Genomic DNA, 20588 nt, shown 5'->3' with positions numbered 1-20588 from the left:
GGATAGCCGCCAGGCGGGGGCGGCGGATAGCTCCCTGGCGGGGGGCCTGGCGGTTGTTCGGTCATGACGCCTTCCAGATCCGAGTGATCACCTGCGGTGAAGCGGCCTAAATCTACCTGAGAAGTACCTGCGTATCGCGCCAATGCCGAATCTTCATCCCGCCGACACATACCGGTGGCGACCCCAGCAAATTACTTGCCCAGGCAAACAATTTCAGCGGCGGCGCGAACCCTCGGACAGGAAGCCGAGCAGGTCGTGGCGGGTGATGACGCCGACAGGTTTGCCGTCTTCGACGACCATCAACGCATCCCATTCCCGCAGCGACTTGGCGGCTGCGCTGACCAGCTCGCCCGCACCGATCAGCGGAAGCGGCTGGCCCATGTGCAGCGACACCGCATCGGCGAGCTTGGCCCGGCCCTCGAACACCGCGGACAGCAGTTCGCGCTCAGAAACACTGCCGGCCACTTCGCCGGCCATCACCGGCGGCTCGGCGCCGACCACCGGCATCTGGGAGACGCCGTACTCGCGCAGGATGCCGATCGCGTCGCGCACGGTTTCCGACGGGTGGGTGTGGACCAGGTCGGGCAGCGCGCCGGACTTGCCCCGCAACACGTCGCCGACGGTCGGCTCGACGAGCGACCCGTCCAGGCGCGAGCGCAGGAAGCCGTAGGACGACATCCAGCCGTCGTTGAAGATCTTCGACAGATAACCGCGGCCGCCGTCCGGCAGCAGCACCACGACCAGCGCATCGGGGCCGGCTTCCTGGGCCACCTTGAGCGCCGCCACCACGGCCATGCCGCACGAGCCACCCACCAGCAGCGCTTCTTCGCGCGCCAGCCGACGCGTCATGTCGAAGGAGTCGGCATCGGAGACCGCGATGATCTCGTCGGGCACCGACGGGTCGTAGGCGGCCGGCCAGAAATCCTCACCGACGCCCTCGACCAGGTAAGGCCGTCCGGTGCCGCCGGAGTACACCGAACCCTCCGGGTCGGCGCCGATCACCTTCACCTTTCCCCCGGACACCTCTTTGAGGTAGCGCCCGGCGCCGGTGATCGTGCCGCCGGTGCCGACGCCGGCCACGAAGTGGGTGACCTTTCCGTCGGTGTCGGCCCAGATCTCCGGGCCGGTGGTTTCGTAGTGGCTGGCCGGACCGTTCGGGTTGGAGTACTGGTCGGGTTTCCAGGCGCCGTCGATCTCGGAGACCAGCCGGTTGGAGACGCTGTAGTAACTGTTGGGATCGTCCGGCGCGACGGCCGTGGGGCAGACCACGACCTCGGCACCGTAGGCGCGCAGCACGTTCTGCTTGTCCTCGCTGACCTTGTCCGGGCAGACGAAGATGCATTTGTAGCCGCGCCGCTGCGCGACCAGCGCCAAACCGACGCCGGTGTTCCCGGAGGTCGGCTCGACGATGGTGCCGCCCGGCTTCAGCTCGCCGCTGGCCTCGGCGGCATCGATCATCTTGGCGGCGATACGGTCCTTGGCGCTGCCGCCCGGGCTGACGTACTCGACCTTGGCCGCGACCACCCCAGAGCCCTCCGGAACGACGGAGTTCAGTTTGACCAGTGGGGTGTTCCCGATCAGCTCGCTGATGTGCGACGCGATTCGCATGCCTACATCGTGTCAGGCTCAGGCGTCGACTGGTTAGCCGGTGGCTTCGCGGATGTATTCGCCGATCTGCCGCAGCGAGCGCTTGGCTTCCGGGATCAGCGGGGAGGCGAGCTGGAAGTCGTGGATCTGCCCGGGCCACACCCGCACTTCGGTGGGCACGCCGCAGGCCGCGAGCCGGCGAGCCGCCAGGCGCGCATCGTGTAGCAGGACCTCCGAGCCGGACACATGGATCAGCGTGCGCGGAAGTCCGGGCTCGATGTGGTCGAGCGGCTCGTACACCCCTTCGGGTTCGCCGTCGACGATGTTCTTGGCGGCGGCCCGCGCGACCAGGGCGACGAGGGCGTCGAAGGCCTTCGGCGGGAACATCGCATCGGTGTGAATGTTCGGGTGGGCGAGCTTCTGCTGATGATCGAGTTGCAGCAGCGGCGAGATCGCCACCAGCGCCGCGGGCTCCTCGCCGAGGGCCTGCAGCCGCTGGGCCAGCGTCAGGGCCAGGTAGCCGCCCGCGGAGTCGCCGGCCAGCACGATCTGGTCGGGCTCGTAACCGCGGGTGCGCAGCCACTGGTAGGCGTCGTAGCAGTCGTCGACCGCGTTGCCGATGGTGTGCTTGGGGATGAGCCGGTAGTCGACCACCAGCACTGGCGAGTCGGCGAACTTCGACAGCGCGACCGAGATCCGGCTGTGTGAGTTCACCCCGCAGGTCAGGAAGGCACCCCCGTGCATGTAGAGCACGACGCGGCGGCGCCCGTCGGCGGGCAGCACACCGGGCGCGCGGACCAGCTGAGCGGACGCGTTGGGCAGGCCGACCGTCGCGCGCACGGTGCCGGGGGTGGGCAGCAACGCCCGGGCGACGAAGTCGACCAGACCGAACGGCCACGGCCAGTGCGGGACATGACTGAGTACCGCCAGGGTGGGCCACATGGTGACGCGGGTGCCGATCGAAACCAGCCGCGCCGCGGCGCTGGGCCCGCTCTCGACGACCTCGACGGGCGCCCCGTCGCTGACCGGGTATCGGCGCGGGCCATGCCCCTTCGCGATCCCGCCACCAGCACTGACATGGTGCGAGCCCGGGGTCCGGACTTTACTCGGTGCGGTCATCGTCAACACTCCCTACGCCGATGTAGATACGTGTCCCGGGCAATCGAGCGAAGCCCGGTAACTTAGCTTGCCATCCGCACTACCTATAACAACTAACGATCTGATTTCTTACCGGATCTGATACCTGTCCGTAATCGCGGGGCCACCGCAGCGACCGGAATCCCGCCCGAGCAGCACCTAAACTGGGCTCGTGGGCATACGCGCTCCGCGAAAGTCGACAGCAGCACTGGCAGCGGCGGGAGTTCTGGCTTCCACCGGCACCGCCGTGCTGGGCGCCCGCAGTTTGCTCAGCGGGCAGGCCGATCAGGTCCGCAGTGTGATCCCGAAGTCCTGGGACGTCCCGCCGCGCGCCGACGGTGTCTACCACCCTGGTGGTGGGCCGGTCCGCCGCTATGAGCGCGGCGTTCCGTTCGACCTGCATCTGATGGTGTTCGGGGATTCGACGGCCACCGGGTACGGCTGCCGCACCGCCGACGAGGTGCCGGGCGTGTTGATCGCGCGGGGGCTGGCCGAGGAGTCGGGCAAGGCGATCCGGCTGTCCACCAAGGCGATCGTCGGTGCGACGTCGAAGGGCTTGTCCGGTCAGGTCGACGCGATGTTCGTGGCGGGCGCACCTCCCGACGCGGCGGTGATCATGATCGGCGCCAACGACATCACGGCGCTCAACGGTCTGGGGCCGTCGGCGCGCCGGCTCGGCGCGGCGGTGCAGCGATTGCGTGCTTCCGGCGCGGTGGTGGTTGTGGGAACCTGCCCGGACTTCGGGGTGATCACGGCTATCCCGCAACCGCTGCGCTGGGCCACCCGTTCGCGCGGGCTGCGTCTGGCCCGCGCGCAGGCCGGTGCGGTGCGCGCGGCCGGTGGTGTCCCGGTGCCGCTGGCCGACCTGCTGTCGCCGAACTTCCTGCAAGCGCCGGAGCTGATGTTCTCCGAGGATCGCTATCACCCGTCGGCGGCCGGATATGCGCTGGCAGCCAACCAGTTGTTGCCGGCGCTGTGCCATGCCCTCGGCGAGTGGACGGGTGCCACGGTTCCCGATCTGCCGTGGGTCACCCGCTCGGAGGTTCGGGCGCTGACCGACCGGCTCGGACCGCTCGTGCGGCTGCTGCGCCGCAAGACCACCGGGGTCCCCGCACCGATCGTGGTGACCGCGAGCTAGGTTCGTGTGCAGTCTCGCTGCACCCCACGCTGCACACCAAGGAGCCGTCATGCCCGAAGCTGTCATCGTTTCCACTGCCCGCTCGCCGATCGGGCGCGCGATGAAGGGGTCGCTGGTCGACATTCGCCCCGACGATCTGGCCGCGCAGATGGTGCGCGCCGCGCTGGACAAGGTGCCGTCGCTGGATCCCCGCGAGATCGACGACCTCATCATGGGGTGCGGTCAGCCCGGCGGTGAGTCCGGGTTCAACATCGGCCGCACCGTCGCCGTCGAGCTCGGCTATGACTTCCTGCCCGGCACCACGGTGAACCGGTACTGCTCGTCGTCGCTGCAGACCACCCGGATGGCGTTCCACGCGATCAAGGCCGGCGAGGGCCACGCCTTCATCTCCGCCGGTGTCGAGACCGTGTCGCGCTTCGGCAAGGGCAACGCCGACGGCTGGCCGGACACCAAGAACGCGCTGTTCGCCGATGCGCAGGCACGCTCGGAGCAGGCCTCGGCCGGTGCCGAGGAGTGGCACGATCCCCGCGAAGACGGCCTGCTGCCCGATGTGTACATCGCGATGGGCCAGACCGCCGAGAACGTGGCGCTGTTCACCGGCATCAGCCGCGAAGACCAGGACCACTGGGGCGTGCGTTCGCAGAACAAGGCCGAGGAGGCCATCAACAGCGGCTTCTTCGAGCGCGAGATCGTGCCGGTCACGCTGCCGGACGGCACGGTCGTGTCCAAGGACGACGGCCCGCGCGCCGGAACGACCTACGAGAAGATCAGCCAGCTCAAGCCGGTGTTCCGACCCAACGGCACGATCACCGCGGGCAATGCCTGCCCGCTCAACGACGGCGCCGCGGCGCTGGTGATCGTCTCCGACACCAAGGCCAAGGAGTTGGGCCTGACCCCGCTGGCGCGCATCGTGTCGACCGGGGTGTCCGGGCTGTCGCCGGAGATCATGGGCCTGGGCCCGATCGAGGCCGTGAAGAAGGCGCTGGCGCAGGCGAAGATGTCGATCTCCGACATCGACCTGTACGAGATCAACGAGGCGTTCGCGGTGCAGGTGCTCGGCTCGGCGCGGACGCTGGGCATGGACGAGGACAAGCTGAACGTCTCCGGCGGCGCGATCGCGCTGGGGCATCCGTTCGGCATGACGGGCGCGCGGATCACGGCCACGCTGCTGAACAACCTGCAGACCCACGACAAGACGTTCGGCATCGAGACGATGTGCGTCGGCGGTGGCCAGGGTATGGCCATGGTGATCGAGCGGCTCAGCTAGCTCTTCTCGTCGAGTGTGCGTTCAGATCGTTGGATCACGCGATTCTTCGATCTGCACGCACACTCGATGACCAAGCGCGGTTGAGCCGGCGCAAAATTTCAGCTCGGTGCATGCCGGCGACCACTCGGATGACAATCCAGCCCAGTTCGACCAGCGTCTCGTGGCGCACGATGTCGTGGCGAGCCTGCTCGGGGTCGATGCGGTGGTGTGCGCCGTCGTATTCGACCGCGACCATCACGTCCTCCCAGCCCATGTCGAGGAAATACCGCGGGTAACCGTCGCCGCAGTCGACGGGAATCTGCGTGCGCGGGCGCGGATAGCCGGCATCGATGACCAGCAGACGCAGCCAGGTCTCCTGCGGCGACTGAGCACCCGGATCATGCAGCGCCAGTGCGGTTTTCAACCGCCGGGCATGCCGCGACCCGGGGTGTCGCCCGATCACCTCGAGCACCTCCTGCTGTTCGAATCCGGTCGCGTGGCCTAGTGCATCGAGCTTCGCGACTGCGTCATTTCGGGTGAGCCAGCGGCCGAGGTCGAATGCGGTACGCGCCGGCGTTGTCACAGGCATACCAGCGGTCAGCCGGCACTCTTCTGGCGACAGCGAGTCGCGATGCGTCACGACGCCGCGCGGCGCGCGTGGATTGCGGTGGATCAGGTCGACGGGTGTGTCGTCGTGAACCCATTTGGCTCCCAGTAGCGCCGAGGCGGCGGACCCGCTGATCACGCCTTGTCGACCTGACCAGAGCCAGGCAGCTTCGGTCAACTGCCGCAGCGTGGGCACCGACCCATCGTCGGGCAAGTAGACGTCTGGAAACAGGGCGCGGTAGTCGGTGCGAAGGCGGTATTTGTTCGCGACTGCGCCACTTGCGAGTGCACGGCTACCGATGAATGGCCGTTCCATGCCGCCAGCGTCATACCCAGCGCCGACTGCGATCGGACTTGATCAGCTCTGCTGGCGTTCTCTGTGGACGCATCCCGAACTGTGGACTACCTCGAGTGTGCGTCCAGGTCGCTCATCGCGGCCTGCAACCAATCTGAGCGCACACTCGACGCATACGACAAAGCCCCGGCCATCGGGCCGGGGCTTTGCACGTCGCGAACAGCTAGCGCTGCTGGAAGTACGACAGCAGTCGCAGGATCTCGATGTAGAGCCAGACCAGGGTCACGGTCAGGCCGAGCGCCACGCCCCAGGCCGCCTTCTCCGGTGCGCCGGCACGGATCATCTGGTCGGCGGCGTCGAAGTCGATGAGGAAGCTGAACGCCGCGAGCGCGATGACGAACAGCGAGAAGATGATCGCGATCGGGCCACCGCTGCGCAGGCCCAGGCCCTCGCCGCCGCCGACACCGAACATCGCCAGGACGAAGTTGCCGAGGATCAGGACCAGAACGCCGACCATGCCGGCGACGATCATCCGGGTGAACTTCGGGGTGACCCGGATGGCACCGGTCTTGTAGACGACGAGCATGCCGAAGAACACGCCGATGGTGCCGAGCACCGCCTGGCTGATCAGCACACCGGCGTTGGCGCCGGACACCACGACGTTGGCGAAGATGAAGGACACCGCGCCGACGAACAGGCCTTCCAGCGCGGCGTAGCTGAGCACGATGGCCGGGTTGTCCTGCTTGCGGCCGAAGGTCGCGATCAGCACCAGGACCAGCCCGCCGAGCCCACCGATCAGGGTGAGCGGCATGGCCAGCGCCAGGTTGGCCGACACGAGGAAGTAGGAGATGACGGCGACGACCGACAGCACACCGAGCGTGATGCCGGTCTTGGTGACGACGTCGTCGATCGTCATGGGCCGCGAGACGCCGGTCTGCGGCTGGTAGGCCCCGGCGTAGGGGTCGGCCTGGTAGGCCACCTGCTGGGCACCGGCCACACCGGTACCAAAAGTTGCGTATCCGCCCTGCTGCTTGGGCAGCGAACGAAATACCGGGTTGCTGGTCTCCCGCACCGTCGGAATCCTCTCGTGGAAGTCGACTAACGCACCGTCAACGAACGGCGCTTGAATCCGGTTCCCAGGAAGTCCACATTGTTCCTCCCGGCGTGTCCGGTGTTACCAAGCCTGACCTTACCTGTGGACGGCATGCGGTGGGTGCTGATCGGGACCCGGCTGAATGATAAAAAGTAGGACATCCAACCTTTTAGGACGGAAAGGACTGCCGTGACGGCTGAACCAGACGAAGTCTTGACCCGTGTCGACGGCGGGATCGGCTTCCTGACGCTGAATCGGCCGAAAGCCATCAACTCGCTGACCCACCCGATGGTCACGGTCATCGCCGACACGCTCGCCCACTGGGCGCACGACGACGAGGTGCGCGCGGTCGTGCTGACCGGCGCCGGCCAACGCGGCCTGTGCGCGGGCGGCGACGTCGTCGCGGTCTACAACAGCGCGCGCGCCGACGGCGCCGAGGCGCGTGCGTTCTGGTTCGACGAGTACCGCCTGAACGCCCAGATCGGCAACTATCCGAAGCCGTACGTGGCGATCATGGACGGGATCGTGATGGGCGGTGGGGTCGGCGTCGCCGCCCACGGCAGCGTCCGGGTGGTCACCGACACGACGAAGATGGCCATGCCCGAGGTCGGCATCGGCCTCATTCCCGATGTCGGGGGCACCTACCTGCTGTCCCGAGCCCCCGGCGGACTCGGCCTGCACGCGGCCCTGTCGGGTGCGCCGTTCTCTGGAGCCGACGCCATCGCGCTCGGGTTCGCCGACCACTATCTCCCGCACGCCAAGCTCGAGGCGTTCCTGGCCGCCGTCGTCGCCGACGGTGTGGACGCGGCCGTCACCGCGCTGACCGTCGACCCACCACCGAGTCATCTTCTGGCCCAACGGCCTTGGATCGACGAATGCTACTCAGGCGAGACGGTGGCCCAGATCCTCGAGGCGCTGTGCGCCCACGACGACGACGAGGCCGGAAGTGCCGCCGACCTGATCGCGTCGCGCTCCCCCATTGCGCTGGCCGTCACGCTGGCCTCGGTGCGTCGGGCCGCGGAACTCGCCACGCTGGAAGACGTTCTGGTGCAGGAGTACCGCGTCTCCTGCGCGGCGGCCCGCTCCCACGACCTCGTCGAGGGCATCCGGGCCCAGATCATCGACAAGGATCGCAACCCGACGTGGGACCCGGCCTCGCTGGCGGCGGTGACCGACGAGGATGTGGAACAGTACTTCGCGCCGGCGGATCCGGACCTGACCTTCGAGGAGGACAAGTGAGCTACGAAACCATCCTGGTCGACCGCGACGAGCGGGTCGGCACCATCACGCTGAACCGCCCGCAGGCGCTCAATGCTCTCAACAGTCAGGTAATGGTCGAGGTCACCACGGCCGCCGCCGAATTCGACGCCGACCCCGGGATCGGCGCGATCGTCATCACCGGCAACGCGAAGGCATTCGCGGCCGGCGCCGACATCAAGGAGATGGCCACCCTGTCGTTCTCCGAGGTGTTCGACGCCGACTTCTTCGCCGCCTGGGCCAAGCTCGCCGCGGTCCGCACCCCGACGATCGCGGCGGTGGCCGGGTACGCGCTGGGTGGCGGTTGCGAGCTGGCGATGATGTGTGACGTTCTGATCGCCGCCGACACTGCGAAGTTCGGCCAGCCCGAGATCAAACTGGGTGTGCTGCCGGGCATGGGCGGTTCTCAGCGGCTGACCCGGGCGATCGGCAAGCCCAAGGCGATGGACCTGATCCTGACCGGCCGCACGATCGACGCCGCCGAGGCCGAGCGCAGCGGACTGGTGTCGCGGGTGGTGCCCGCCGACGATCTGCTGACCGAGGCCAAGGCCGTCGCGACGACGATCTCGCAGATGTCGCGGTCGGCGGCGCGGATGGCCAAGGAGGCGGTCAATCGCGCTTTCGAGTCCACCCTGACCGAGGGTCTGCTGTACGAGCGGCGGCTGTTCCATTCGGCGTTCGCCACCGACGACCAGACCGAGGGCATGGCCGCCTTCACCGAGAAACGCCCTGCCAACTTCACACACCGATAAAGTGCTCGCGTGAGCGAAGCCGAGCCGCAGCACCCCCAACCAGCCGACTCGGCGGTCGCCACCGAGCCGCCTCCCGGACCGGAGCCCAAGCCTGAGCCCAAACCGGACTGGTGGCAGCGGCGGTACACGTTCACCGGGACCGCGCTGGGCCTGGTCTTTCTCGGCCTGTCGCTGAGCCCGTCGCTGCTGCCGCGCGGCCCGCTGTTCCAAGGTCTGGTCAGCGGCGCGGCCGGCGCGATCGGCTACGGCCTCGGGGTGTTCGCTGTCTGGCTGGTGCGATACATGCTCTCGCGGCCTACCAGCCCGCGCCCGCCGCGGTGGGCCTGGCCGGTGCTGGTGATCGCGGGGATCATCTGGCTGGTCCTCACCATCTACTGGTTCCATGTGTGGCAGGACCACGTCCGCGACCTGATGGGTGTGCCACGGTTGAAGTGGTACAACTACCCGCAGGCCGGCCTGATCGGCGTGGTCATGCTGTTCCTGTTCGTCGAAATCGGCCAGCTGATCGGCAAACTCGTCCGATACCTGGTTCGGTTGCTCAATCGCTTTGCGCCACCGCGCGTTTCGTTCGTGGTGGTGGTGGCGATCCTGCTGAGCATCGCGATCGCGGTGCTCAACGGCATCGTGGTCCGCGGCGGGATGAGCTTCCTGAACAGCACCTTCGCCTCGGTCAACGACGAGATGGATCCCAACAACCCGGCGCCGACCACCCCGCTGCGTTCGGGCGGCCCCGGCTCGCTGGTCACCTGGGACACGTTGGGTCATCAGGGCCGCGTCTTCGTCGCCGGCGGCCCGACCGTCGAGCAGCTGACCAAGTTCAACGGCGCGCCCGCGGTCGAACCGATCCGGGCCTATGCCGGCAAGAACTCGGCCCAGAACATCAAGGCCGCCGCCGATCTCGCCGCCCGCGAACTGGAGCGGGCCGGCGGGTTCAAACGCAAAGTCATCGCGGTTGCGACCACCACCGGAACGGGATGGATCAACGAGGCCGAGGCGTCCGCACTGGAGTACATGTACAACGGCGACACCGCGATCGTGAGCATGCAGTACTCGTTCCTGCCGAGTTGGCTGTCGTTCCTGGTGGACAAGGAGAACGCCCGCCAGGCCGGTCAGGCGCTGTTCGAAGCGGTCGATGCGAGACTGCGGGAGATGCCCGAGGCGCAGCGGCCGAAGATCGTCGTGTTCGGTGAGAGCCTGGGTTCGTTCGGCGGTGAGGCGCCGTTCCTGAGCCCGAACAACATCATCGCCCGCACCGACGGTGCACTGTTCTCCGGTCCGACGTTCAACAACACGATGTGGGACGACGTCACGGTGAACCGGGACGCCGGTTCACCGATGTGGTTGCCGATCTTCGACGAGGGCCAGAACATCCGGTTTGCGGCGCGCCCCGACAACCTGAGCCGCCCCGACAAACCGTGGGGCTACCCGCGGATCGTCTATCTGCAGCACGCTTCGGACCCGATCACCTGGTGGAACCCCGATCTGCTGTTCGCAGAACCGGATTGGCTGCGCGAGGCGCGCGGCTACGACGTGTCCCAGGACATGTACTGGATCCCGATCGTGACGTTCCTGCAGGTGTCGGCGGACATGGCGGTGGCCGTCGACGTGCCCGACGGGCACGGGCACCGCTATGTGCGCGACGTCGTCAATGCGTGGGCCGCGATCCTGCAGCCGCCCGGCTGGACGCCGGAGAAGACCGAGCGGCTGCGCGGGATCGTCCAGGCCCCGGAGTAGCGCCGGCGCCCGGTCAACTCAGCGCGGCAAGCACACCGGCGCCCGCCAACGCCTGGTAGCCGCCGACCACGTCAGTGGCCCGGTGCAGACCGAGGTCCTGCAGCGCGGCCGCGGCCAGGCTGGAGGTGTAGCCCTGCGAGCACAGCACCACCCATTCGACGTCGTCGCCGGTGGCCTGGGGCAGCTTGGCGTCGCTGGTCGGGTCGCAGCGCCACTCCAGCACATTGCGTTCGATCACCAGCGCCGCCGGCACCGACCCCTCGGCGGCGCGTTGGGCCGCCGGGCGGATGTCGACGAGGATGGCGCCGCGGCTCACCGCGGCCGGGACCTCGCCGGCCTCCAGCCGCCGCAGCCGCCCTCGGGCATCAGCCAGGATGCGGTCGATTCGGCTGGTCATCAGCTCACCCCTCGGGAATGTCGGTCAGTTCGGTGCGGGTACGGCGCAGTGTGTCGCGTTGGGTCACTTCGTAATACGACATCGCGGTCAGCGGCGGCGAGTAGGCGTGCACGCTGAGCGTCGTCGCGGCGGGTGCCGCAACGGTCGGCGCGCCGACCACGTCGTGCACCCAACCGAGCGGAAATGCGGCCTGGTCGCCGGCATCCAGCCGGCGCCGGTGCAGTCGTTCACCGTCCCAACGGAATTCGTGCAGCGCACCGGAGATCACGGTGAGCGCGCCCAGGGATCCACCGTGGTCGTGCAGTTCGGTGGTGTGGCCGGGCACCCAGCTGATCAGCCAGACGTCGAGTTCGTCGTCGGCGTGCAGGCGGGTGAACCAGCGCTGGTCTGCGGGCGGGCCGCCGGCCGGCAGCAGGTCGTTGAACTGGCCGCTGAGCACCTGATCCGCGTAGCGATCGGTGGCGTGCAACAGGTCGGGCAGCCGTAGCCGGGTGGGTGCCGACACGGCCGGCGGGATGGACGGGAACGTGGCGAAGGAAGGGGCAGAGCCCGAGTACGGCATGACGCAGATCTTTCGGAGGTTGCGGGGAACGAATCGAGGGGCGGCTAGCGCCGACAACACTCCCGAAACCCGGTCAACTCCGTCATGGCGGCCAGTGTTGCATAGATTGGGGATATGCGCAGTTACCCATGGCGCCCGCTGGCCGCCATCGCGGGTACGGCGGCCGCGCTGACGGCGTGCTCCTCCGGGGGCGGCGGCCACGCCACCTCGACGACGTCCCCGCCGCCGAGCAGCGCGGCCCCCTCGGTGGCGGAAGGCTCGCCCCCGCCGTCGATCGGGCTGTCGCCGGGCGGGGTGACCACCCGGGTCGACGTGCCTGCCGAGTCGACCGAGGAGCAGTACGGGCAGGCCTGCCTGGCGGCCAAGAGCTGGATGGAGTCCAAGGGCGGCGATCCCACCACCTTGGTGGAGCCGTTCCTCAAGGACCTGCAGACCACCGCCGCTGCGGGACCGGCGACCTTCAACAGCACCTGGGGCCAGTTGTCCACCGCGCAGCAGGCCGCCGTGATCATCGCGGTGCGCGCCGCCGCCGAGGGCGGCTGCTGAGGCGGCCGGGTATTTCGATCACAGCTAGCAAAAGTGCACTCCCGCACCGCCGCCGCGGTCACACCGCGGGCTCCGACGTGACCGGGGCAACACGGTTTACGCCGGATTTCTGCCAGTCGCCGCTCAGTTGCTGCCATCGGAATTAATTGCCTGACCTCGCGGTTTACTTCCCTGTAATGACAGCACGACCAGAGGAAGCAATCCACATGACCAAGTTCGCAGTCGCGACCCTGCTGGGTTCCGCGATGAGCGCGGTCGTCATCGGCCTGGCCGCACCCGCGACCGCCGCCCCTAGCGGGTCCGGTGACACCCGCAGCACCACAATCGATTCGCTCGGATACACGGTGGGCAGCGACAAGCTGGGCACCATCGACGCCATCCAGCGCGACTAGCTCGGCGCGCGACGACGCGCGCCGAGACCGAGAGGGCACCCCCACAAGGGGTGCCCTTTCGCGTCAAGCCTGGTCATGCGTGAGCAGAATGGAGCCATGGCCGCACAATCTCCCACCGGACGGGTCGCCTTGGCGCTCGGCAGTGGCGGCGCGCGCGGGTATGCGCACATCGGCGTCATCGACGAACTGCACAGCCGCGGCTACGACATCGTCGGGGTCGCCGGCTCGTCGATGGGCGCACTGGTCGGCGGGCTGCACGCGGCCGGATCGCTCGACGAATTCGCCGACTGGGCCAAGACTTTGACCCAGCGCGCCGTGCTTCGCCTGCTGGACCCGTCGATCACCGCGGCGGGTGTGCTGCGCGCCGAGAAGATCCTCGATGCGGTCCGCGACATCCTCGGCGAGGCCACCATCGAAAGCCTGCCGATCCCCTATACCGCGGTGGCCACCGATCTGATCGCCGGAAAGTCGGTATGGCTGCAGCGGGGGCCGGTGGACGCCGCGATCCGCGCCTCGATCGCAATCCCCGGGGTGATCGCCCCGCATGTGCTCGACGGCCGGCTGTTGGCCGACGGCGGGATCCTCGATCCGCTGCCGATGGCTCCGGTCGCCGCGGTGAACGCCGACCTGACCATCGCGGTCAGCCTGTCCGGTCCCGCTCCCGAGGACACCGAGCATGCCCCGGCCGACGCCGACACCCGGGCCAGCACCGAGTGGCTCGGCAGGCTGCTGCGCAGTACCTCGGGTCTGCTGGACACCAACGCCGCGCGGTCGATCCTGGACACGCCCGCGGCGCGCTCGATGCTGAGCCGGTTCGGCACCAGCTCGGAATCCGAGGATGCCGGCGAGGGCATGGAGCCCGGCAGCGACGACAAGCTGATCGACAGTTCGCGGGAGGCGCCCGTTCCCAGGTTGGGCAGCTTCGCGGTGATGAACCGCACCATCGACATCGCGCAGGCTGCCCTGGCCCGCCATCAGATGGCCGCCTATCCACCCGACCTGCTGATCGAGGTTCCCCGAACAGCATGCCGCAGTTTGGATTTCCATCGCGCCGCCGAGATGATCGATCTCGGTCGCGAGCTAGCCGTCAAAGCCCTCGACGGCTACCGCAACGCCGGCCCGGAGATCGTCATCACGCCAGAAACTCCGTGACTGCCGCGGCGACCCGGCGGCCCTGCTCCCGTCCGGCCAGCGCCGAGGGGACGCGGCAGCGGGGGTCGAGCGGGTTGGGCCCGAACGCCGCCAGCGAGGCCTCGTCGGCGAACACGGCGAAGGTCCGCGCGCCGAAGGCGGCGATCTCGGCCGCGGTTCCGCTGCTGAACGGCGACGGCGCGGTGTCACTGGCCGGAACCAACACCACGGCGGATGCGCAGTCGGCGGCCACGGCGGTGTGCACCGAGCTGCTGACGCCGCCGTCCATGTAGCGCCGGGAGCCGATGGTCACCGGCGGCCAGGTGCCGGGTACCGCGCAGCTGGCGGCCACCGCGTCGACCAGCTGCACCCCGGCGGCCGAATCGAACACCACCAGTTCGCCGGTCGCGGTGTCGATCGCGGTGATGCGCAAGTCTCGTGCCGGCCAGTCGTGTGCGGGCAGCCGGGCTTCGATGACCGCGCGGCGTGCGGCTTCGGGGACGGTCGGTGTGGTGAGCGCGACGGTCCCGATGCGGCGGAGCTTGTCGCGGAGGTCACCGGGTTGCGCCATCGCGGACAGGAACAGCGCGGTGATCGCCTCGATGTCGACGCCGGGGTCGAGCTCGGACGAGGTGTCGCCGGTTTGCCGCTCGAACAGGTCCTCGAGCGATACCGGGCTGCTGATCTGCGCAGCGACGGTGGAGCCCGCCGAGGTGCCGACCAGCACGTCGGAGGCCAACAGCGCCCGCGCGGTGTCCGGGGCTTCGTCGGCGATCCCCCGCAAGATGCCGGTCTCCCAGCCGATCCCGGCGATTCCGCCGCCGGCGAGGATCAGAGCTCGCTTGGTGGTCACAAGCTGCGAGTCTGCCAGTCGTCGGGTCACGGCCTGCCGAGGGTTCGCAGGTAGTCGGCGGCCTCGGTCTGGTAGGCGTGCTCAGCCCAGCCCAGCGGGGTCGTACCGTGGCGGAGGTCGACGACGGCGGGGTCGGCGCCCGCATCGAGGAGCTGACGGATCAGGTCCAGGTCGCCGTGCCACGCCGCGTGGTGCAGTGCGGTGGCGCCGTCGGCGTCGCGGGTGTTCGGATCGTCGGGCAGCGCCGGTTCGACGAGCCGGGCGCCGGACACGTCGACGCCGTGGCGAGCCAACAACGCCAACCGTCGGGCGAAGCCGTGTTCGGCCGCCCAGTCGATTTGGCGCTGCCACATCTGGGCGCGCGTTTCCATCGCCTCGCCCAGCCGCCGTTCCCACGGGCTCGGTCCTGCGGTGGCGAGGTGATGCTCGAACAGCAGCTCCAGGTGCGAGTCGTCGGCCCGGAACATCCGGTTGTAGAGCGTCTGATGGTCGACGGGATGCGCACCGCGTCGCAGCAACAGTACGGCCAGAGCCGCGCAGAGCGGGTGTCGCGGTTGGCGTCCCGGCCCCTGCTCCCCTTCACCGAATACCCCGGTCAGCGCTGTGAAGGGGGTCGACATCGCCCGCCACAGATAGCCTGCGTTCGGGTCGGCGCCGGCATCGAGCAACGCCGACGCCGCGGCCAACAGATCATCGTCGTTGCGGGGCAACGGAACCCGCGAGTAGCACAGGTACAGCAACGGCGCCCAGCCAAAGGGCCCACCCGGCATGATCGCCGCCTCGGGGCTGGCGTCGAGGTGGCCGATCAGCGCCACCGGGTCGCCGGCCGAGGCCGCGGCCCACACATGCTGTTGCGGCACATCGGGATTCGCCTCGAGTAACTCAGCCGCGGCCTGCCACCGCGGTGGGGCGTCGGTGTGGTCGTAGCGCAGGGACGCCAGCGCACAGAACCGATCGGCCACACCGAGGGAACGCTCGTCGATCCCGCCCGGGTCGACCGCGAGGTTGCCGGCGATCGCCAGATACCCCACCAGGGCCGGCCAGCCACTGAATCCGTATCTGCGGGCCACGACGAGTTGTGCGTCATGCAAGCGGAATCGCTTTGCGGCCAGGGCCATGTCGGGGCGCGGGTGATGACGGCGAACCGCGGCGACGGCGTCGGCGTCACCGGCGTGCACACCGCGCTGCACCCGGCGCGCGTCGTCGCGCAGGCGGTCCAGGTACGTATTGTCGGGCAGGCTGCTGGCCATCACGGCCTCCTCTCACGTGCCCTGCGTCCGCGAGGCCGGGCCGAGAAGGAGGTCGGTCACATGTCGGTGGTCACCAGCAGGGAGGCTGAGCCTCTTCGAGCGGACGTCGGGCGGTCCTGCGCGCCAGCCGCGACGCTACCACCGTGACGGCCGTTCAGCGAGAGCCGCTGTAGGCCCGGGCAACCCGGGTGACGAATTGGTAGACGCCGTCCTCGTCGGGCGCCAGCGGCCCAGGCCTGGCGTGCGGCGAACTCAGACCCCGCTGCACCGATTCGCAGGCCGCCCAGTCCTGCCGGTTGGTCAGATCCCAGAAGTCCACCGCATAGGACGGATCGAAATCGGGCTTGGCCAAGGCTTCTTGGGGGAAAGCCCAGGCGCATTCGACATAGGTGCGGTCGACGGCCAGCGGGATCATCAGGTGGGTCATGACGTAGTCGGGGTGCAGGCTCACCAGTAGGTTCGGGAATCCGACCAGGTACATGACGGTGCGAAGCTCCTGCTCGGACAGGCCCTTGATGGCTACGCCGCCGCTGCGCCCGCTCAGCGACATGGTCTCGGCTTCGTCGATCATGCCCATCCAGCCACCGATCCAGTCGCCCGGCAGCTCGATGTTCTCGCCGCTGGTCGGGGGGCTGATCTTGGACAGCTCGGGGTGGATCGCTGCGCAGTGGTAGCACTCCTGGTAGTTCTCGACGATCACTTTCCAGTTGGTCGCCAGCTCGTAGGAGTGCCGCGCGACCACGGTGAGATCCTCTGGGCGATAGGGCCCGACGATGTCCTCCATCCCGGCGACGTGCAGGTCGAAATCGGCGTCCTGACCGCTGGGGTCGACGAACAGGTAGCCGTGCCAGTTGACCAGCCGCAGTTCGGTCAGCCCGAACTGGGCTGGTTCGAAGCCGTCGGTGGAGTCGAATCCGGGCGCGTTGCGCAGCCGGCCGTCGAGCTTGTAGGACCACGAGTGGTATGGGCAGACGATGCCGCGCCGTTTGGCGGTGGCACCGCAGGCCAGCATTTCGTGCCCGCGGTGGCGGCACACGTTGGCGAAAGCCCGCACCTGGTCGTCTTCGCCGCGCACCAGCAGGATTCCGTCGGCGCCGGAGCCGACGGCCTTCTGCGCGCCGACACCCTCCAGGTCACCGGCGTGGCCCACGCAGTGCCAGCCGGAGAAGATGTTGCGCTTCTCCCACTCGAACACCGCGGCGTCCACGTAGGCCTCGCGCGGCAGCATTCGGGACTGCCCGAACGGTGCGAGGGAGGCGGCGAGGTCGTCGGCAGGCACCGGCGCCGGAGTCTGTTTGAACATACAGTCAGACTAGTCTGCGGAGTGGTTCCGGTCCAGAGATGGCGACAGGTCAGGCCTCGCCGGCGAAGGCGGCGATACCGCCGCGCGCGCCGTCGTCGCCGCGAGTGAGCCGGCGGTACACCAGATATCCGACGGTCACCGCGACCAGCGCGGCCAGCAGCAGCAGGGTGGCCAGTGCATTGAGTGCGGGAGTCGGCGCCGCCCTGGCGGTGTTGTAGATCTTCACCGACACCGGTTCGGTCGAGGAGTTGCCGGACAGGTAGCGCACCAGCACGAAATCGTCGATGACGTCGGCGAACACCAGCACCGTGCTCGCGAAGATCGCCGGCACCAGCATCGGCACCGTCACCCGCCGCAATGCCTCGATCGGGGAAGCACCCAAATCCATTGCCGCTTCTTCGTATTGGCTGCCGATCGTGGCGAGGCGGGCGCGTACCAGCACCGCCGGATAGGCGATCTGGAAGGTGACCAGGCCGATCACCTGCGCCGAGGTGCCCAGCCCGATCGGCAGCGCCAGGGAGGTCATCACGAACAACAGGGCGACGGCCAGCAGCACCTCGGGAACAACGAACGACACCAGCATCAGCAGGTTTGCTCCGGCGGGCAATCGGCCGCGCCAGCGGTCGATCCCGATCGCGAACAGCACACCGAGCGGCACGGTGATCAGGGTGGTGATCAGGCCGAGCTTCAGCGTCTGCAACAACGCGGTGTGCAGCGAGGCGTCGTGCCACACCGATCGCGTCGCGTCACCCCAGTACCACCGGAACGAGAAGCCCTGCCAGTTGGTCCGGGACTTGCCGTCGTTGAACGAAAACATCACCGCGATCAGCACCGGCAGCAGCGACCAGACCAGATAGCCGACGGTGACCGCCAGCAGAACCCGGGGTGGTCGCCACGGGTCTTTCCACCACGCCACCGGACCCCTCATGCCGCATCCTCGCAGGCTCGGCCGCGCCATGTCCGCCCATGATTCGCTCCGCAAGCGTCGCTCATGCCGCAACCTCGCAGGCTCGGTCGCGCCATGTCCGCCCATGATTCGCTCCGCAAGCGTCGCTCATGTGGACACCTCGTCACCGCGCGCGGTGACCCGCACGTAGTAGAACATCGGCACGACGGTGACGATCAGCACCAGCATCACGAACGCGCCGGCCTGCCCGGTCTGGCCCGGCGCCTGCACGCTGTCGTTGATCAGGTTGCCCACCATCGCCGTCTTGGGCGACGCCGACAGCATGTCCGAGGTGAAGTAGTCGCCGAGCATCGGCAGGCAGGTCAGCAGGATCGCGGCCACGATCGTGGGCCGGCACATCGGCAGCGTGACCCGCCAGAACGACTCGAGGCGGTTGGCCCCCAGGTCGCGGGCCGCCTCCAACGTCGACTGGGGTAGCCGGTCCAGACCCGCGTAGAGCGGCAGGATCATGTACGGCACATAGCCGTAGACCAGGCCGAGCACCACCACCACCGGCTGCCCGGTCAGCCAGTGCACGTTGACCTCGAACAATCCGCCCAGGCTGAACAATCGGTTCACCAGGCCGTCGTCTTGAAGCAGGTTGACCCAGGCCAGCATTCGCATCATGTAGCTGATCCAGAACGGGGCGATCAACGCGGCGAGCAACACTCCCGCCCAGCGACCGGCGAGCCGTGCGGTGTAATACGCCACCGGGAACGCGATCAGCAGGCACAGCACGCTGGCCAGCACCACGTAGACGGCGGTGCGCAGCAACGCCGGGCCGAACACCCCGTTCTCCCCGACGATGTGGGTCAGGACGTAGGTGAACTGAGAAGGGTCCCACTCCAACGGATTCCAGACCGGGATCGGAGTGCGGAAGATCGGGTCGACCTGTCCGAAGACGATGGCCAGCACGACGTAGAGCGGCGCCAGGAAGAACACCGCGAGCCAGACCACCCCGGGCATGGCCAGCAGGGGCCACAGCCCGCTGGTGCGCGTCCGCTTCCGCGGCGGGTGAGCTGCGACGTCGACCTCGGCGAGAGTCACCGGGGTCAGGATCCCCCGGCCTTGAAGGCGCGCCAGACGTTGTGCCAGGCAGCGTCATTGGCGGCATCCAGCTCCAGCAGCCGGTAGCCGACATCGAAGTACTCCGGACGCACGATCGCGCTCTTGAGATTCTCCGGGACCAGCCCGTCACTGACCAGCGAATCCGGGTTGAGCGACACCTGCGGCGGCTGATAGCCGATCTGCTGGAAGTTCTGCTTGGCGACTTCGGTCTCGAGCATGTGGTTGAGGAACAGATGGCCCAACACTGGGTTCTTGCCGCCGCGCAGCAGCACGATCAGGTCGTTGTCGACCAGTCCCTTGCCGTCGGAGGGGAACCAGTAGCGCAGGATCTCCGGGCCGGTGCCCTCCGGCAGGTAGTTGACGGCGTTGATGATGTCGCCGGACCACATCTGCGACACCCCGATCTGGCCGGCGGGCAGGTCGCTGTACATCGTGACGGTGACCTTCGGCGAGGTCGCGGCGACCAGGGCGGTCAGTTGGTCGCCAAGCTTCTTCAGGTCGTCGGCCGAGGAGGTGTTGACGTCGGTGATGCCGAGCTTCAGCAGCACCATCGCCATCGCGGTGTGCCAGTCGTCGATCACGGCCGTCTTGTTCTTGTAGGCCGGATCCCACAGCGCCTCATAAGGATTCTTCAGCCCGCCGATGTCTGCCGGTACCTGGTCGGCACGCCAGCCGATGCCGGTGGTGTACACGGTGTAGGGCACCGTGAACCGCCACTCCTGGTCGTACCAGGGGTTGGTGAAGAACGGCCAGACATTGCTGATGTTGGTGATGTAGCTATGGTTCAGCGGCCGTATCAGCCCACCGGTCACCAGCCGGCTGATCTGGTCGTAGCTCGGGAAGAACAGGTCGTAGTCGACGTTGCCGCCACGGATCTTGGTCAACGCTTCGTCGGTGTCGTTGAACGTCGAGACCGCGACTTTGGTCGCGTACTTCTCCTCGAACGACTTGATCGCGTCGGGAGCGATGTAGTCGGCGTAGCTGTAGAGCTGCAGGGTGGCCCCCTTCTCGGGAGCCAGGCCGTCGGCGATGGGCTTGTTGTCGCCGGGAATATCCCACTTCACCGGGTTCTGCGGTGACGCTATCTTCAGGGTTGGCGCCGAACTCGACTGTCCCCCTTTGGAACACGCATCAAGAAACGCCACGAGCGCGGGAGTTCCCGCGGCCAGCAGGGCGGCCCGCTGCAGGAACTGCCGACGATTCGGGCCGGGTCCTTGTGCTGCTGGCATCCGCGCCTCCGTGGTTTCGAGTCTTGTCGCTGTATGGACTCTGACATAGACTGAACGCTCAGTCAA

Annotated in this window: 20 protein-coding genes; 8 read left to right on the top strand and 12 right to left on the bottom strand. The window is 68.1% G+C overall.

Translation table 11 applies throughout. The annotated features are described in order from the left end of the window. Window positions 1-213 precede the first annotated feature (213 nt). Both MSZK_RS02195 and MSZK_RS02190 read right to left on the bottom strand, forming a co-directional pair. A complete protein-coding gene (locus MSZK_RS02195) occupies window positions 214-1608 on the bottom strand; it encodes a cystathionine beta-synthase (RefSeq protein ID WP_099244356.1) in 1395 nt (464 codons plus the stop codon). Between the two features lie 33 nt (window positions 1609-1641). Then, window positions 1642-2706 carry an alpha/beta hydrolase gene (locus MSZK_RS02190; protein ID WP_099244354.1) on the bottom strand — a complete coding sequence of 355 codons (1065 nt, stop codon included), beginning with the start codon at window positions 2704-2706 and terminating at the stop codon, window positions 1642-1644. 190 nt (window positions 2707-2896) lie between these two features. Between MSZK_RS02190 and MSZK_RS02185 the strand changes: the two genes are divergently transcribed. Both MSZK_RS02185 and MSZK_RS02180 read left to right on the top strand, forming a co-directional pair. Then, window positions 2897-3862, top strand: a complete 966-nt coding sequence (locus MSZK_RS02185) for an SGNH/GDSL hydrolase family protein (RefSeq protein ID WP_099244352.1) — start codon at window positions 2897-2899, stop codon at window positions 3860-3862. Window positions 3863-3911: 49 nt separating this feature from the next. Continuing rightward, window positions 3912-5129, top strand: coding sequence for an acetyl-CoA C-acetyltransferase (locus MSZK_RS02180; protein ID WP_099244350.1), 1218 nt, complete (start codon window positions 3912-3914; stop codon window positions 5127-5129). 34 nt (window positions 5130-5163) lie between these two features. Here the strand turns inward: MSZK_RS02180 and MSZK_RS02175 are convergent, their stop codons facing one another. Together MSZK_RS02175 and MSZK_RS02170 are read right to left on the bottom strand one after the other, a co-directional pair. Then, the gene (locus MSZK_RS02175; RefSeq protein ID WP_099244348.1) at window positions 5164-6030 is read right to left on the bottom strand and encodes an endonuclease domain-containing protein; all 867 of its coding nucleotides are present in this window, start codon (window positions 6028-6030) and stop codon (window positions 5164-5166) included. A gap of 202 nt (window positions 6031-6232) precedes the next feature. After that, entirely contained in the window at window positions 6233-7081 is an 849-nt protein-coding gene (locus tag MSZK_RS02170) for a Bax inhibitor-1/YccA family protein (RefSeq protein ID WP_099244346.1), read from the bottom strand. Between the two features lie 210 nt (window positions 7082-7291). On the opposite strand from MSZK_RS02170, the gene MSZK_RS02165 reads away from it, so the two are divergent. The 3 genes from MSZK_RS02165 to MSZK_RS02155 are packed head-to-tail and all read left to right on the top strand — an operon-like array spanning window position 7292 to window position 10845. After that, entirely contained in the window at window positions 7292-8341 is a 1050-nt protein-coding gene (locus MSZK_RS02165; RefSeq protein ID WP_099244344.1) for an enoyl-CoA hydratase/isomerase family protein, read from the top strand. Beyond that, the gene (locus tag MSZK_RS02160) at window positions 8338-9111 is read left to right on the top strand and encodes an enoyl-CoA hydratase (protein ID WP_099244342.1); all 774 of its coding nucleotides are present in this window, start codon (window positions 8338-8340) and stop codon (window positions 9109-9111) included. The genes MSZK_RS02165 and MSZK_RS02160 overlap by 4 nt, the downstream gene beginning before the upstream one ends. 9 nt (window positions 9112-9120) lie before the next feature. After that, window positions 9121-10845 (top strand): alpha/beta-hydrolase family protein, encoded by a 1725-nt coding sequence (locus MSZK_RS02155; protein WP_099244340.1) that lies wholly within the window; start codon window positions 9121-9123, stop codon window positions 10843-10845. Window positions 10846-10858: 13 nt separating this feature from the next. Here MSZK_RS02155 and MSZK_RS02150 read toward each other — a convergent pair whose 3' ends face one another. Next, on the bottom strand, window positions 10859-11242 hold the full coding sequence (locus tag MSZK_RS02150; protein WP_099244338.1) for a rhodanese-like domain-containing protein: 384 nt from the start codon (window positions 11240-11242) through the stop codon (window positions 10859-10861). A 4-nt stretch (window positions 11243-11246) separates the two neighbouring features. After that, window positions 11247-11804 (bottom strand): cysteine dioxygenase family protein, encoded by a 558-nt coding sequence (locus MSZK_RS02145; protein ID WP_099244337.1) that lies wholly within the window; start codon window positions 11802-11804, stop codon window positions 11247-11249. A gap of 114 nt (window positions 11805-11918) precedes the next feature. Here MSZK_RS02145 and lpqV point away from each other — a divergent pair, with 114 nt between their 5' ends. From lpqV to MSZK_RS02130, 3 genes are all read left to right on the top strand, one after another. Next, complete coding sequence (gene lpqV, locus MSZK_RS02140; protein WP_099244335.1) at window positions 11919-12350, top strand: lipoprotein LpqV; 432 nt, start codon at window positions 11919-11921, stop codon at window positions 12348-12350. A 206-nt stretch (window positions 12351-12556) separates the two neighbouring features. After that, complete coding sequence (locus MSZK_RS02135) at window positions 12557-12742, top strand: hypothetical protein (protein WP_099244333.1); 186 nt, start codon at window positions 12557-12559, stop codon at window positions 12740-12742. Between the two features lie 96 nt (window positions 12743-12838). Next, window positions 12839-13894 (top strand): patatin-like phospholipase family protein, encoded by a 1056-nt coding sequence (locus MSZK_RS02130; RefSeq protein ID WP_099244331.1) that lies wholly within the window; start codon window positions 12839-12841, stop codon window positions 13892-13894. Here the strand turns inward: MSZK_RS02130 and MSZK_RS02125 are convergent. The 6 genes from MSZK_RS02125 to MSZK_RS02100 form a co-directional block, all read right to left on the bottom strand. Then, window positions 13875-14726 carry a patatin-like phospholipase family protein gene (locus tag MSZK_RS02125; protein WP_099244393.1) on the bottom strand — a complete coding sequence of 284 codons (852 nt, stop codon included), beginning with the start codon at window positions 14724-14726 and terminating at the stop codon, window positions 13875-13877. The two genes, MSZK_RS02130 and MSZK_RS02125, sit on opposite strands and share 20 nt — an antisense overlap. 26 nt (window positions 14727-14752) lie before the next feature. Then, the gene (locus MSZK_RS02120; RefSeq protein WP_099244329.1) at window positions 14753-15976 is read right to left on the bottom strand and encodes an ankyrin repeat domain-containing protein; all 1224 of its coding nucleotides are present in this window, start codon (window positions 15974-15976) and stop codon (window positions 14753-14755) included. Between the two features lie 154 nt (window positions 15977-16130). Beyond that, on the bottom strand, window positions 16131-17279 hold the full coding sequence (locus MSZK_RS02115; RefSeq protein WP_099244327.1) for an SRPBCC family protein: 1149 nt from the start codon (window positions 17277-17279) through the stop codon (window positions 16131-16133). A 49-nt stretch (window positions 17280-17328) separates the two neighbouring features. Continuing rightward, window positions 17329-18207, bottom strand: a complete 879-nt coding sequence (locus MSZK_RS02110; RefSeq protein WP_099244325.1) for an ABC transporter permease — start codon at window positions 18205-18207, stop codon at window positions 17329-17331. A 126-nt stretch (window positions 18208-18333) separates the two neighbouring features. After that, complete coding sequence (locus MSZK_RS02105; protein WP_099244323.1) at window positions 18334-19272, bottom strand: ABC transporter permease; 939 nt, start codon at window positions 19270-19272, stop codon at window positions 18334-18336. A gap of 5 nt (window positions 19273-19277) precedes the next feature. After that, the gene (locus MSZK_RS02100) at window positions 19278-20522 is read right to left on the bottom strand and encodes a spermidine/putrescine ABC transporter substrate-binding protein (protein ID WP_099244321.1); all 1245 of its coding nucleotides are present in this window, start codon (window positions 20520-20522) and stop codon (window positions 19278-19280) included. Between the last annotated feature and the right edge of the window lie 66 nt (window positions 20523-20588).

Source organism: Mycobacterium sp. shizuoka-1 (assembly GCF_002723835.1).
In the GTDB taxonomy this organism is placed as follows: Bacteria; Actinomycetota; Actinomycetes; order Mycobacteriales; family Mycobacteriaceae; genus Mycobacterium.
This window is presented reverse-complemented; position numbering and strand designations above follow the sequence as displayed.